Below are 14,883 nucleotides of genomic sequence, written 5' to 3'. Positions count from 1 at the left end.
CACTGCGAATTGGACTACAGGTTTTATTCCGTGCGCGTAGGGCTCCGCCAGACCAGTCCTGCAAAATATACTGATGCATCCTTCCGACTAACCAGCAGCGCCCGGCATCGGCACACTGCTGCGCTTGTCATGCTTTGCGCTTGTTCATTCAGCCGCGGAAGACTTCATGAGCGCTGTTACTCCTGACACCCCTCAAGACCCACACCTTGCTTTACTACTCGGGCCCATTGACGAGCTGATTCATCAGGCGCGGAAAAAAATGCTAGCCGCGGTCGATACCACTCAGGTGCAAACCTATTGGCAGATCGGGCGGCATATTGTCGAATTCGAGCAAGAAGGGGCTCGGCGAGCCGAGTATGGCGAGCATCTGGTGACAACACTGGCGACGGTGCTGACGACGAATTTCGGCAAAGGCTTTGACGAAACCCAACTGCGGAAAATGCTACTTTTTTATCAGGCGTTTCCAATTCGAAGCGCACTGCGCCTCGAATTGAGCTGGACCCATTACCTCAGGCTGATACGTGTCGACAGTGACAAGGCCCGTCGGTGGTACATGAACGAATCAGCCATTCAGAACTGGTCAAGCCGTGCCCTCGAGCACCAAATCAGCACCCTTTACTACGAACGCCTGCTGGCAAGCCGCGACCGAGCTAGCATTGAGCAAGAGGCGGCTACCCATATCCAGCAGATGATCGCCAGTCCACGGGATTTTGTTCGGGATCCATCGGTATTCGAGTTTCTCGGGCTACCGAACGCGGGCCTGGTCACAGAAACAGAACTTGAAAAAGCACTGATCAGCCACCTGCAGAGTTTCCTGCTTGAACGGGGCAAAGGCTTCGCCTTCATCGCTCGCCAGCAACGCATCAGCACCGACAGGGATGACGTCTACATCGACCTCGTGTTCTACAACTACCTGCTCAAGTGTTTTGCCATCGTCAATCTGAAAATCGGTGAGTTAATCCATGAAGACGTGGGCCAAATGGATCTGAATGTGCGCCGCTTTGACGACCTTACGCGTGGAACAGAAGACGGCCCCACCGTCGGCATTTTTCTGTGCGCACAGAGGGATGAATCAGTGGTGCGCTATTCGGTGCTGGAGGGGAACGAACAACTGTTTGCCAGCACATACAAGCGGGCACTGCCAACCGAGGAAGAACTTCGGGCGACGCTGGATCAGGAACGCCGAGCAATTGAAGAGCGCCTGCTCAACCGAACAGACCGATAGCACCCGATAGATTGTCCATACGCGCCCTGAAGACTATGGTTGGCAGCTACCCGCAAAGGTCCAAAGCCAATGAACGTGCAGGACATGCCCTCACCGGCGCCGCCACGGATTGAGTTACCACCGAGGCCTCTTGGCGAGCCGTTCAAGGAACCCGCCAGCGACGGCTTCATACTCGGCGGTTTCACCTGGCGCCACACTCATCCGGACACAACCCGCCCGGTGGTGATCATCAACGCCGCCACCTCGGTCCGTTGCCGGCATTACTCGCGCTTTGCCGATTACCTGTTCAGCAACGGCTTCAACGTCATCACGTATGACTATCGGGGCATTGGCGAGTCCCGCCCCGCCTCACTGAAAGGGCTTCAAGCCACTTGGTCCGACTGGGGCGCGCTGGATTTCGAAGCGATGTTGCAACGCGCACAACGCGAATTCCCCGGACAACCGATCGATGTCGTTGGCCATAGCTTCGGCGGCTGTGCGGCGGGGCTGGGCGCTTCCGGGCATCTGATCCGACGCTTGGTGAGCGTAGGGGCGCAATTCGCCTACTGGCGCGACTACGCGCCCGCTCATCGCTGGCGGATGTTTGGCAAGTGGCATGTGCTAATGCCACTGGTGACAATGATTTACGGCTACTTCCCGGGCAAGCGCCTCGGCTGGCTCGAAGACACGCCTGCGGGCGTCGTCCGCGACTGGAGCACGCTCACCGCTCGCTACGAGAATCGACCCAGCGGCCGCGCCGCCCACACAAAAACCTTTGCCAACGTCACCGCACACACCTTGGCTATCAGCCTCAGCGATGACCCTTACGGCACAATCGCCGCCATTGAACGCCTGCTCGATTACTTTACCGGCGCAACGACCGCTCATCTGCGAATCACCCCGCAAGACATCGGCGAAGAAGAAGTCGGACATTTCGCCTTTTTTCGCAGCGCATACCAAGCCACACTATGGCCCATTGCATTGTCCTGGCTGCAAGCTGGCAAGCTGGCCCCCGACACACCTGGGCGGCGAGTGCCTGGCAGCTAAGCGACAGGCCCTCTCAACGAAACACGGAACGACGCCCATGGCCTCCGCCAACAAGCAGCAAAAACGTGCCACACGCGCTAAAACCAAGGCCAAGCAGAACCGCACTCAACGGGCCGTCGCGCCAGTAGAGCTGGACCCGAACGACGATCGTATCGACTTCGAGTCGGTGGACCTTACCGAACTGTTCAAGACCATGATCGACGCCGAAAAAACCAATCAGCAAGCCCTGTGCAAGGCCTTCCTGGAGGATCCACTACTGGCGTTGGTGTACGAGCAGGAGGGCGAAGAAGGCGCCATGGACTTCATCCTTGCCGCACTGATCGAATATCGCCAATGGTCCACCGAAGCGGACGAAGCCAGCGCCCTGGCGTGGATTGAGTCCCCGGCCTTCCAGGCCGACTACGTGGCGGCGTCCGACGCCATCGCAGCCCAAACACAACCGAAAGCGAACTGAATTCAATGGCATCCCTGAACAAGCAACAGAAACGCGCCAAACGCGCCAAGATCAAAGCCAAGCAAATCAACATACACGGCAGAAAACCCGTCGCACTGGACGACGATCTGGGTGAAATCGGCGAGCCGATCCCGGAATACACCTTGGCGATGTTCAGCAAAATGCGCGATGCCGAAGCCATCGGCCGTAACGACATGCTGCTGACCCTGCTGTCGAACCTCGCAGAAATCATCAGCGACCATCCAGAATTGCTGGACATGGAAAACGCCGACAACGAAGCCATGGCCGCCACCCATCTGGCCGCCGACATGTTGATCGACTACCGCATGTGGACCGACGGCATGGATCGCGAAGCGGCCCAGGCGTGGCTCACTGACCCGCAGTTCATTACCGACTTCGGCGATGCGCTGGACAGCTACCGTCAATCGCTGGACGCGCTGGAAGAAAAGGCCGAGTAGTCGCCTTTCACTGCAAACAAAAACGGCCGCTGTCAGTGATGACAGCGGCCGTTTTGCGTCAAGCGGTATAAATCAGTTCAATACCGCCCCACCCAGCTTCTGCTGCTTGCGACGACGGGCCACAAACACCCCGGCCGCCACTACCATCAAACTCAGGAAACCGGTCGCGAGGATCTCCACGCGATGAGCGTCCTGAAACAACATGATGGTCAGGGCTGCGACGATGAAAAAGATCACCGCGTAGGTCAGACCTGGAAACAGCCACATGCTGAAAGCGATTTTTTCACCGCGTGCCATGCGCTGTTTACGCATACGCAGTTGCGAGATCGCAATCACCAGGTACACCAACAGCGCGATGGCGCCGGAGCTGGCCAGCAAGAATTCGAACACAGCGGCCGGGGCCACGTAGTTGGCGAATACGGCCAGGAAAGCAGCCGCGGTCGACAGGATCACTGCCCAGTAAGGCGTGCCGCTTTTGTTGGTGCGCTGGGAAACGGCCGGCGCATCACCGCGTTTGCCCAACGAGAACATCATGCGCGATGCGGTGTACAACGCCGAATTCAGGCAACTGGTCACCGCCACCAAAACCACGATGTCGACGATCAGCTTGGCATTCGGGATGCCCATGCGTTCAAGCACCGTCTGGTAAGAACCGACGCTGGCCAGAACCGGATCGTTCCAAGGCACCAGGGCCACAACGATGAAGATCGACACTAGGTAGAACAAGCCGATCCGCCAGATAACCGAGTTGGTCGCCTTGGAGATTTGCTGGCCAGGGTTCTTCGATTCTGCGGCCGCGATAGTCACAATCTCGGTGCCCATGAAGGAAAACATGGTGGTCAGAATCGCGCCCAGTACAGCGCCCATGCCATTTGGCAGGAAGCCCTGGGTGTCGAACAGGTGCGACACGCCGCTGACTTGGCTGTTCGGCAGGAAGCCGAAGATTGCAAGAATCCCGAGGATCACAAAACCGATGATTGCGATGACTTTGATCAAAGCGAACCAGAACTCGAACTCACCGTAGTTCTTCACGCTGAACAGGTTGGTCGCCGTCAGTAGCAAGGTGATGATCAGGGTGAACGCCCAGATCGCCACATTCGGGAACCAGGCATGGAGGATGGTCGCGGCGGCGTTGGCCTCAAGCGGGATCACCAGCACCCAGAACCACCAGTACAGCCAACCAATAGTGAAGCCGGCCCAGTGACCGATTGCACGATCGGCGTAGGTCGAGAACGAGCCGGTATCCGGTGAAGCGACGGCCATTTCGCCGAGCATGCGCATCACCAGCACCACCAGAGCACCGGCGGCGGCATAGGCCAACAGCACGGCAGGACCGGCCGCTGCAATAGCGTGACCCGAGCCGACGAACAGCCCGGCACCGATAACCCCGGCGATCGACAACATAGTCACATGACGCGGTTTGAGCCCCTGTTCGAGGCCATTGGAGCTTTGCGTACTGCTCATTGAAACTACCTTTGCAAGGAAAGCGATTCAGTCCACCGCGTCTGGCATTTCTTTCTCGTAAAAAGAATCCAACGGGGCGTTCCTTATTCTGCACGCAATAATTGCGCCAAAATGTTTCACATTCACGGTTTACGCGGGCTACAGACTGACCGAATGGTCACCGCAACCCATTGAGATCAATGGCAATTTGCCAGAGCGTTACCCAGCGACCCACTTCAAGAACGAACCGGCGCACCAGAAACACACCTTAAAAGCGCCGAGCGCACAATAAAAGTGCAGATCAGGAACGTTTGTCCGGTTAGCGCTTCCAACACCCCGCCAAAGCTGGCAACATCGCGCCTTTTTTTACGCGACACCCACGGATTTGTTACATCAAACACTCGTTCGGTTGTTAGCAGCGCGACAGTCAGCTGTACCGATGCGACAACCTGTCACATGCCACCCGATTACCGTCCGAAGCCCTGTTGGCTGCCATTCGAACGCTATGCTAGCTTGGCCGCCTCGCCAGGAAGGCCGCCAACAGCAGGAGCACAAAACACTATGAGGAACGCACATGGCTGAGGCCACGCCCGCGCTTGAAATCCGCAACTTGCACAAACGCTACGGACAGCTTGAGGTGCTCAAAGGCATATCGCTGACCGCCCGCGACGGCGATGTGATCTCGATCCTGGGTTCGTCAGGCTCCGGCAAGTCCACGTTCCTTCGTTGCATCAACCTCTTGGAAAATCCGCACCAAGGCCAGATTCTGGTCGCCGGCGAAGAGCTCAAGCTTAAAGCCGCCAAAAACGGTGAACTGTTCGCTGCCGACGGCAAACAGATCAATCGCATGCGCAGCGAGATTGGTTTTGTGTTTCAAAACTTTAATCTGTGGCCACACATGAGCGTGCTCGACAACATCATCGAAGCCCCGCGCCGAGTGCTCGGCCAGAGCAAGCGCGACGCCATCGATGTCGCCGAAGCCTTGCTGGCCAAGGTCGGCATCGCCGACAAGCGCCACGCCTACCCGGCGCAACTGTCGGGCGGTCAACAACAACGGGCGGCTATCGCGCGCACGTTGGCCATGCAGCCCAAGGTGATCCTGTTCGACGAGCCCACCTCAGCCCTTGACCCGGAAATGGTCCAGGAAGTACTTAATGTCATCCGCGCATTAGCCGAAGAAGGCCGCACCATGCTGCTCGTCACCCACGAAATGGGCTTTGCCCGTCAGGTGTCCAGCGAAGTGGTGTTCCTCCACCAAGGCCTGATCGAAGAGCAAGGATCGCCACAGCAGGTGTTCGACAACCCGCTTTCGGCGCGCTGCAAACAATTCATGTCCAGCAACCGCTAACGGAGCTACCCGCATGCAAAACTACAAGAAAATCTTCCTGGCGGCTGCCGTCACCCTGGCGTTCAGCGCCGGTGCCGCTGCCGAAACCTTGAAGATGGGCATCGAAGCGGCCTACCCGCCGTTCAACAACAAAGATGCGAGCGGCAACGTCGTCGGCTTCGACAAAGACATCGGCGACGCTCTGTGCGCCAAGATGAAAGTCGAATGCACCGTCGTCACTTCCGACTGGGACGGCATCATCCCGGCCCTCAATGCCAAGAAATTCGACTTCCTGATCTCCTCGATGTCGATCACCGATGAGCGTAAGCAAGCGGTGGACTTCACCGACCCGTACTACTCCAACAAACTGCAGTTCATCGCCAAGAAAGACGTCGACTTCAAAACCGACAAGGATTCGCTGAAAGGCAAAGTGATCGGTGCACAACGTGCAACCCTCGCCGGCACCTGGATGGAAGACAACATGGAAGGCGTTGAAGTCAAACTTTACGACACCCAGGAAAACGCCTACCTGGACCTGACCTCCGGTCGTCTGGACGGCATCCTGGCTGACAAATACGTCAACTACGAATGGCTGAAAAGCGACGCTGGCAAGCCATACGAATTCAAAGGCGCCCCACTGGTGGAAAGCGACAAGATCGGTATCGCTGTACGTAAAGGCGACGCGATCCGCGAGAAACTGAACGCCGCGCTGAAAGAAATCGTCGCTGACGGCACTTATAAAAAGATCAACGACAAGTACTTCCCGTTCAGCATCTATTGATACTGACCTGCCGGACAGGCGCCGCCCTCTGACGGCGCCTGCTCTTGGCATTGCCTGCCGCGATTTGAAAAGAAATCCATGACTATCGATCTCTACGGATTCGGCCCGGCGCTCGCCGCTGGCGCGCTGATGACTGTGAAACTGGCACTCTCGGCCCTGTGCCTGGGGCTGGTACTCGGTTTGCTCGGCGCCTTGGCCAAGACTTCCCCGCACAAGCCGTTGCAATGGCTCGGCGGCCTCTATTCGACGCTGGTTCGCGGCATCCCGGAATTACTCTGGGTGCTGCTGATCTATTTCGGCACCGTCAACCTGATGCGTGCCTTGGGCGAGTTTTTCGGTAACCCCGACCTCGAACTCAGTGCCTTTTCCGCGGGCGTGATTGCGCTGGGCCTGTGCTTCGGCGCCTACGCCACCGAAGTATTGCGCGGCGCAATACTGGCGATCCCCAAAGGCCACCGTGAAGCCGGCTTGGCGCTGGGTCTTTCCAAATTTCGCATCTTCACCAAACTGATCATGCCGCAGATGTGGCGCATCGCCCTGCCCGGCCTCGGCAACCTGTTCATGATCCTGATGAAAGACACCGCGCTGGTGTCGGTAATCGGCCTGGAAGAAATCATGCGCCATGCGCAAATCGGCGTGACCGTGTCCAAACAGCCGTTCACCTTCTATATGGTGGCGGCGTTTATGTACCTGGGCCTGACCGTTCTGGCGATGACCGGCATGCACTTGCTCGAAAAGCGTGCCGCACGTGGCTTTGCAAGGAGCACGCAATGAACTGGGAAGTCATCATTAAATGGCTGCCGAAACTGGCTCAAGGCGCAACGCTGACCCTGGAACTCGTGGCCATCGCCGTGATTGCCGGGCTGCTGCTAGCGATTCCGCTAGGTATCGCACGTTCGTCGCGCCTCTGGTATGTGCGGGCGTTGCCCTACGCCTACATCTTCTTTTTCCGTGGCACGCCGTTGCTGGTTCAGCTGTTTCTGGTCTACTACGGCCTCGCGCAGTTCGATGCAGTGCGCAACAGCTCGATGTGGCCCTACCTGCGCGATCCCTTCTGGTGTGCCACGGCGACCATGACCTTGCACACCGCCGCGTACATCGCGGAGATTCTGCGCGGTGCGATCCAGGCGATTCCACCGGGCGAGATCGAGGCGGCAAGGGCGCTGGGCATGTCCCGGCCCAAGGCGCTGTTCTATATCATCCTGCCCCGTGCCGCGCGCATCGGCCTACCGGCCTACAGCAACGAAGTGATCCTGATGCTAAAGGCGAGCGCCCTGGCCAGCACCGTCACCCTGCTGGAACTGACCGGTATGGCTCGCACTATCATTGCCCGTACCTACCTGCCCGTAGAGATCTTCTTCGCGGCGGGCATGTTCTACCTGCTGATGGCCTATGTGTTGGTACGTGGCTTCAAGCTGCTGGAGCGCTGGCTGCGCGTCGATGCTTGCCAGGGACGCTGATTCCCACGTGCTGACGGGAGAGGCCTTACTCACCCGTTTCAGCGCGTTGGATACTTTTCTGACAGAGCATCAAGCCCTGTGGAAGCCGAGACCGTTTACCCACCTGCAACTTCCTTGGGAAGCGTCCCACCCTGAGCTGGCTTTGTGGCTACGCAGTCGGTCACTGGACGATGCAGAGCGCAGCCATCACCAACCCTGTTTACTGCAAGCGCCGGAGCCGTTTTCTACTTTGGCGGCGTTATCACTGGGGCTAAGTGCAGTAGGTGAGTTACCAGCACACGCGCTGGAGGCTGCGGGGCATCGGTTGAGTGTCGATGTACCGGGGCGTAAATGGCAGCAAATCGAGGCATTTGCCAGTCGGCTGATGTTTAATTCTGCGCCGACGCATTGGCTGGATTGGTGCTCAGGCAAGGGCCACTTGGGCCGACGCTTGCTGAGAGCCGGACAGCAACTGACGTGCCTGGAATACAATCCGGCGCTGGTGCTAAGCGGTCAGATACTCAGCCGGCGCCATCAGTTGCGCGCGCAGCATATTGAGCAAGATGTACTCGCAACCGATGTGGGTTCGCTCCTGAATGCTGATCACACGCCGGTCGCGCTGCACGCCTGTGGAGACCTGCATGTAAGGTTGATTCAGCTCGCCAACGCGGCAGGCTGCAAACAACTGGCTATCGCACCTTGCTGCTACAACCGGACCCAACTGGCTACTTATGAAGCGATTTCCTCTGTGGGTAGGCGATCCGACCTACAGCTGTCCCTAGAAGATCTCTCGCTACCCATGAGCGAAACCGTCACCGCCGGCGCCCGAGTCCGACGTCAACGCGACAGCTCCATGGCACGACGCTTGGCATTCGACCTCCTGCAACGGCAAACGCGTGGCGTCGACGAATACCTGCCCACGCCGTCACTGCCCAGCACTTGGCTGGATAGATCGTTCGTTGATTACTGCCATCATTTGGCCGCGATGAAAGAGTTATCCACAATGGCCCCGCAGAATTGGTCAGCACTCGAAGCCGCTGGCTGGCAGCGACTGGCAGAAGTGCGCAATCTGGAGCTGCTGCGTGGACTTTTCCGACGCCCATTGGAACTGTGGCTGGTACTCGATCGGGCACTTTTACTGTCTGAGCAGGGCTATACCGTCCACCTCGGAACCTTCTGCGAAACCGTGCTTACGCCGCGTAATTTCCTACTGTTGGCCGAACGTCCTTAAACAGGCGTCGCCTGTGGATAACTCTGTTGATTAAATATTTTCAAATCCATTTAATCGGATGTTTCAAGCCTGTAATGCTGCTGATCATTTTTTGTTCATATAAATAAAGAACCCGTAAAACAGTCATTTGCAAACAGATGAGAATGGGTCCACAAAATCCTCTCGATGTCGGTCTTTTGGCCAACCCGTTGTGCATAAGCATTCAAGCAAAAGGACATAACCGCCGAATTCAGGACCCCTGATACGAAAAATGACGCGCCGTAACCGCCCTCGTTATACAAGGCAGTAGAGGGCGCCGGAAGTGCGTCCACCACCAATAATAATTCGACGGACAGGAAGCCACAGTGACCTTCATTTCTTACGCACAGAATTTCGAAGACGTCCGCCTACGGCGCGCCCTCAAACAGGTCGAAAACGGCTTCTACATCGATATCGGCGCTAACGACCCCGCCCACGACTCCGTCACCAAAGCTTTTTATGACCGCGGCTGGACCGGCATCAATGTCGAACCGATGCAAAGCTACTACGACGCCCTGTGCCAACAACGCCCCAACGATATCAATCTGCAATGCGTGGCCAGTAACAGCGACGACGACCTCACTTTCTATGGCATCTCCGGCACCGGCCTCTCCACCGTCGACCCGGCCACCGCCCAGGAACGCTCGGCCCTGGGCATGGACGTGCGCAGCCAAACCGTCAAAGCCCGCACCCTGACCTCCCTCTGCGAGCAATACGCGCAGAGCCGCCCCATCCACTTCCTGAAAATCGACGTCGAAGGCTACGAAGAAACCGTCTTGCGTGGCATGGACTTCGCGAAGTGGCGCCCCTGGATCATCCTTATCGAAACCCCATGGGCCCGCGACCACACCTGGGAACACCTCATCACCGACGCTGGCTACCAGGCCACCCTGTTCGACGGCATCAACACGTGGTTCCTGGCCAACGAACACCTGGCCCTAAAACCCGCCTTCGACATCCAACCGTGCAACTTGGACAACTTCCAACTGTGCCAAGGGCATGCACTCAGCTACCCCGTCAGTGACGCCGATCTGGACGCTGAAAAACAGCTCACCGCCGCCCTGCAACGGGCAGAACTGGCCGAAGCGCAACTGCGCTCGATGCAAAACAGCCGTGGCTGGCGCACCCTTCAAAAACTCAAAAAAGCACTGGTTCGCGGCTAACCTAAGGGCGATGTAAAAATAGTCTGAATTCAGGGGTTTACAGAACCAATCCAATCGTTATAATCGTCGCCCTAACACGCCGGTATAGCTCAGTTGGTAGAGCAACTGACTTGTAATCAGTAGGTCCCGGGTTCGACTCCTGGTGCCGGCACCATATAAAACAAGGGCTTGCAGCGATGCAGGCCCTTTGTTTTTCTCCCAGACGTAACAACGGACGTAACAAGGCCACCGTCAGCCTTGGCAGATCGCGGTGGTTTACTTCAAGAGGAAGTGCTTGTGACCTGGAAGGCTTGGGATTGGAAATTCATCGCCACGACTGTGATCGCACTCGCGCTCGGCGCCTCCCAAATAGATCTATCTTCCCGCTCTCTAACCGTACGCCTGTTGGCAACGTCACCTCTGCAGCCCGTGCAGAACATTCAAAATCTTCAGATATCGCTCAACGGTCAAAATGTCGAGTCGCCATACATCTCGACGATCGAACTGACCAATACCGGTTCAAAGCCTATTCTCAGTTCAGAATTCGACGGCGCCTTACAAATTCAAATGGCAAATGAAGCCAAATTGATAAGCGCCGAAATCACAAGCACGACTCCGAAGAACATCCCCGTCCGTGTCGCCACATCTGAAAACAAAACGGCCATTTCTCCGTTTCTTTCGAATCCCAAAGACTCCATCACCATCGCCACGATTACCTCTGGACCACGTCCGGCGTTCGAGGTGCGGGCTCGTATTGTTGGTATTAATGAAGTGGAGTTTGAGGACAATACGGTCCAAAGCAGCAGCTATTGGAAATTGCTCGGTAGGCTGGCGACCTCGTACGGTCTCGTTTTCCTGTACTTCGTTTTCACGCCAATTGCTTTCCGTGACAGGCAATTGACGATGCCGCGTGGCCTCGCTTTCTGCATCGCGATTGCATGTGCGTTCGGAAGTGTTGGAACGGTCAGTCAATCCCTCGACGAGGTGTTGTCTGGCTTGCCTTACCCGAAACAATTGTCCTTCTTGATAGGGCTTGGAGTAACCCTGCTCATGGCGTATCTGGCACTCAGATACACGCGTCGCTTGATAGAAACAGACCGATTGAAGGACTAAGTGTCGCGACTAGACCTCAGCGAGATAGGCCGAACTTTTAGAGCCGTTGCGGTTTGTACGCGTATTACGAAGCCCCCCTATACGAAGCGGGAAAAAATTTAGGTTGACCCCTCAAAAGCTTGTCAGTTTTGTCAGATTACTATTCTCACTACTATCTAAACCTTATAAATCAAGGCTCTCAGCCGTTTTTATTGATGTCAGAAAGGTGTCAGCGACCTGTCAAAACCTGACAAAACAGGAGTGTCAGATTCATACCTTTCAAGTATCTGATTTATAAGGGTTTTTTATTGTTGATGGCAAAACTGACACAAACATCCAGCCTCGGTGTCAGATCTGCAGCCCAGTAAATACGGGGCCTACAGAGCATTTGCTGACAGATATCCATGGTCTGACAGGGATTTGGGGGTCAGGTTAAAAAAACTTTCATGGGGCATCCCATAGCTATCCTTCAAAATGCCCCGGCGCGCACTGATCGAGGAACAAAGCATGCGTAAGACAGCATCCCGAGCAGCAGTACCCATCATCGAAATCATCAAGAATGGCGCGGCTTGGGAGGTGCATTGGGATTACCAGGAAGCACCCGAAAGTTCGATTCTGTTCCAACGAGGCGAATACCTAAGGGGTTACATCGACGGCACCATGGATGATCTGGGCATTCATCCCGACAATGTGTTGTGTGCCAGCTCTGTGACCGGGACAGTAAAGAAGCTGAGCGAAGACCAGGCTGTGAAGTTGCGTGATGCCCTGAACCGCGTGCTGATCCCGATCGTGACCAAAGAATTTACGCGCCTGCAAAACATGAGCGAACTTCCTCACCTTCGAATGGTTGACGCTGAGGAGGCGTGAAAGCCTCTGAAACGCTGTAACTCTCCTGCAGCCCTTGCCGTATATGGGCCATAGGGGAATTCACACCTCCCCCGCATGCAGGCAATTGCCCCCCGGAAAAGATCGTGCGCGTTTTGGAAAACACACCGAAACCCACGTTTTCATAGTTTTCGTCCAATGAAACCGGACGCTCCAGCGATCCCCGCTCCGTGACCGCCTCTTGCATCACTGTGCACCCGCGCTGCATTTCCTTTCAAAACTTTGCACTCTGTGAAATTGCCGATTGCCTGCAGAGCCCCACGGCCCGCTTGGGCTGCAGGCTCGCTTGCACTACATCCGAATTTGCACAAAAAACGGACGCAAAGCCCGTCGGCGGGAGGGGGATAAGTGCTTTTTCAGATGTTTTTTTTGTTGGTTGAGGATTTTTGCGGGATTATGGGCATCCACACTTTGAAACGAACTTTGTACCTGGTTGGTACTTTGGGAAATGTCTGATTGTTTTTTACAAAGAGCGTCAGCATGGTGCTGCCTCTATCAATACTGACATGGAGGTCGACAATGTCCGGCAAAGCCGCTGCTCGCAAAACCGATACCGTTAGCTGCCCTCGTTGCGGCGGAGCGGCCATCGAGTCTGGTTCACCCAATGTATTTTTTGATGGTCTACCCGCCGCACGCGTAACGGACTGCACCACCTGCGGCAGTATCTTGACCATTGCCGCTATGCCCTCGGTGCAGATCAACGGCCAGGCCGCCTTGGTCACTGGCTCGCAAGGTACGCATGGCGACACCATTACCGGTGGGTCATCGACCATCATCATTGGCAACAGCTTCACGCCTGCGCCTGTTTCCTCGGTCAGTCCGATGCCTACTCATCTGATTGAGCCATCCAGCTACCAACCCCCGATTACTGCACCTGCGCTCACGCCAGCGCCGGCCGCTGCTGACTCGGTTTTAGAGGAAGAGGAAGAGGAAGAGGAACTGGACGAAGAAAAGGCCGTCGGTATTACGTTGCGCATCGGAGTGTTCTTCGACGGTACGTTGAACAATGCAAACAACGGCGCATTGGGGCTGCTCTGTGGCGCCAGTCATGCCATCAAGCCCGAAGACCTGGATGCAAGCTGTAAACCGTACATGAGTGATCCAGACAGTAGTTATGCGAATGATGAGTCAAACGTTAAGAAGCTCAGTGATTTGTATTTTTCACCTATCGAGATTCAGGACACCGGAGAGCAGCAGCTGTTTCGGAGGCTTTACATTGAGGGAATAGGCACTTCATCCGGCCAGGAAGACAGCCTGATGGGTGCCGGCATGGGGCGCGGCGCAACGGGGGTGAGCGCCAAAGTGGAAGGGGCCTTTCGTGAAATCATGAGGACTATTCGCAATTTCGCTCAAACCAACCAGGACTCCAAGATCGTCAATCTGACTTTCGACACCTTTGGTTTCAGCCGGGGCGCAGCCGCTGCACGGCACTTTGCGAACGAAGTGGCGCTGGGACAGAAAGGCCCACTGGGACAATCTATCAAGATGTTTCGTCGGGCGTTCCACGAGACTTTCGATGGTGAATATAAGCAAGATATCCAAATGGGCTTTATCGGGCTGTTCGATACCGTGGCCTCTGTGGGTGGGCTCGACAACCTGGGCTACATCCGCAGCCAAAAAGCGCCGGGACTTAAACTGTATTTACCTCGCGACCTTTTCCCCAAGGTCGTTCAGTTGACCGCCCGCGATGAATTTCGCGCTAACTTCCCACTAACTCGCGTTAAAGCCGATCATCCTGAATACACGCTACCCGGTGCCCATTCGGACATTGGTGGTGGGTACTTTCCCGAGGGCAACGAGTGCCTTCTAATCAGTCCAATGCAGGCACTGGATGTCCCACTGACGACTGACGTCAAGTACACCTCAATCTATCGGGATGCGCAGCAGGCAATGGCACAGTGGCAGGCCAAGGGATGGCCCGCTGAAATGTTGGAAATCGTAACGCCATCTTCGGGTGAGTTGTTAGCATCTGAGCGAGGCCGTCCAAATCCTAATAAGAGGGTTTACGCGGCGCTGCAACTCAAACGACCAATACGAGGTGAGCTGTCGCGGGTTTACCTGCGGGTCATGTACGAGTTGGCCAAGCAGGTGGGGGTAAGGTTCGATCATCTCGAAGACTCAGAACCGCGCTATGTCGTATCGTCCGAACTCCAGGCACTTTGTGACCGTTTTGTCGCGGGTGATTACAGCACGACACCAGCCGAAGAGCAGTTGCTCAAGCTGAGGTATATTCACACCTCGGCCAACTGGAACCCTCCGACGAAGTTGCAAGGCTCCACGCCACGCACGGGATTGGTTTATTTTAACGCCCCCACCACGGACGGGGTCCGCGTACAGCATCCCCATGTACCCGACTAGGAGT

General features: G+C 56.2%; 14 protein-coding genes and 1 tRNA gene. 14 read left to right on the top strand and 1 reads right to left on the bottom strand.

Annotated elements, in window-relative coordinates:
• The first annotated feature begins 166 nt into the window (after positions 1-166).
• From RHM68_RS01040 to RHM68_RS01025, 4 genes are all read left to right on the top strand, one after another.
• Positions 167-1,225 (top strand): PDDEXK nuclease domain-containing protein, encoded by a 1,059-nt coding sequence (locus tag RHM68_RS01040; RefSeq protein WP_322220111.1) that lies wholly within the window; start codon positions 167-169, stop codon positions 1,223-1,225.
• A gap of 69 nt (positions 1,226-1,294) precedes the next feature.
• On the top strand, positions 1,295-2,251 hold the full coding sequence (locus tag RHM68_RS01035; protein WP_322220110.1) for an alpha/beta fold hydrolase: 957 nt from the start codon (positions 1,295-1,297) through the stop codon (positions 2,249-2,251).
• Between the two features lie 37 nt (positions 2,252-2,288).
• Positions 2,289-2,705, top strand: a complete 417-nt coding sequence (locus RHM68_RS01030) for a hypothetical protein (protein WP_322220109.1) — start codon at positions 2,289-2,291, stop codon at positions 2,703-2,705.
• A gap of 5 nt (positions 2,706-2,710) precedes the next feature.
• Positions 2,711-3,163 carry a hypothetical protein gene (locus RHM68_RS01025; RefSeq protein WP_322220108.1) on the top strand — a complete coding sequence of 151 codons (453 nt, stop codon included), beginning with the start codon at positions 2,711-2,713 and terminating at the stop codon, positions 3,161-3,163.
• 72 nt (positions 3,164-3,235) lie between these two features.
• Here the strand turns inward: RHM68_RS01025 and gabP are convergent, their stop codons facing one another.
• Entirely contained in the window at positions 3,236-4,627 is a 1,392-nt protein-coding gene (gabP, locus tag RHM68_RS01020; RefSeq protein WP_322220107.1) for a GABA permease, read from the bottom strand.
• Between the two features lie 553 nt (positions 4,628-5,180).
• Between gabP and RHM68_RS01015 the strand changes: the two genes are divergently transcribed.
• From RHM68_RS01015 to RHM68_RS00970, 10 genes are all read left to right on the top strand, one after another.
• Positions 5,181-5,954, top strand: a complete 774-nt coding sequence (locus tag RHM68_RS01015; RefSeq protein WP_322220106.1) for an ABC transporter ATP-binding protein — start codon at positions 5,181-5,183, stop codon at positions 5,952-5,954.
• Between the two features lie 13 nt (positions 5,955-5,967).
• Positions 5,968-6,714 (top strand): ABC transporter substrate-binding protein, encoded by a 747-nt coding sequence (locus RHM68_RS01010; protein ID WP_322220105.1) that lies wholly within the window; start codon positions 5,968-5,970, stop codon positions 6,712-6,714.
• Between the two features lie 78 nt (positions 6,715-6,792).
• Complete coding sequence (locus RHM68_RS01005; protein WP_322220104.1) at positions 6,793-7,488, top strand: ABC transporter permease; 696 nt, start codon at positions 6,793-6,795, stop codon at positions 7,486-7,488.
• Positions 7,485-8,174 carry an ABC transporter permease gene (locus RHM68_RS01000; RefSeq protein ID WP_322220103.1) on the top strand — a complete coding sequence of 230 codons (690 nt, stop codon included), beginning with the start codon at positions 7,485-7,487 and terminating at the stop codon, positions 8,172-8,174. Before RHM68_RS01005 ends, RHM68_RS01000 begins: the two co-directional genes overlap by 4 nt.
• Entirely contained in the window at positions 8,155-9,384 is a 1,230-nt protein-coding gene (locus tag RHM68_RS00995) for a methyltransferase (protein WP_322220102.1), read from the top strand. The genes RHM68_RS01000 and RHM68_RS00995 overlap by 20 nt, the downstream gene beginning before the upstream one ends.
• A 344-nt stretch (positions 9,385-9,728) precedes the next feature.
• The gene (locus tag RHM68_RS00990) at positions 9,729-10,565 is read left to right on the top strand and encodes an FkbM family methyltransferase (protein ID WP_322220101.1); all 837 of its coding nucleotides are present in this window, start codon (positions 9,729-9,731) and stop codon (positions 10,563-10,565) included.
• Between the two features lie 78 nt (positions 10,566-10,643).
• Positions 10,644-10,719 (top strand) — tRNA-Thr (locus RHM68_RS00985).
• A gap of 122 nt (positions 10,720-10,841) precedes the next feature.
• Positions 10,842-11,657 carry a hypothetical protein gene (locus RHM68_RS00980; protein ID WP_322220100.1) on the top strand — a complete coding sequence of 272 codons (816 nt, stop codon included), beginning with the start codon at positions 10,842-10,844 and terminating at the stop codon, positions 11,655-11,657.
• 486 nt (positions 11,658-12,143) lie between these two features.
• On the top strand, positions 12,144-12,503 hold the full coding sequence (locus tag RHM68_RS00975) for a hypothetical protein (RefSeq protein ID WP_322220099.1): 360 nt from the start codon (positions 12,144-12,146) through the stop codon (positions 12,501-12,503).
• A 537-nt stretch (positions 12,504-13,040) separates the two neighbouring features.
• The gene (locus tag RHM68_RS00970; protein WP_322220098.1) at positions 13,041-14,879 is read left to right on the top strand and encodes a PAAR domain-containing protein; all 1,839 of its coding nucleotides are present in this window, start codon (positions 13,041-13,043) and stop codon (positions 14,877-14,879) included.
• Positions 14,880-14,883 lie beyond the last annotated feature (4 nt).

Origin of the sequence: Pseudomonas sp. DC1.2 (assembly GCF_034351645.1) — a bacterium.
Lineage (GTDB): Bacteria > Pseudomonadota > Gammaproteobacteria > Pseudomonadales > Pseudomonadaceae > Aquipseudomonas.
Note: the sequence above shows the minus strand (reverse complement) of the source record. Positions and strands in the feature narration are given on the sequence as shown.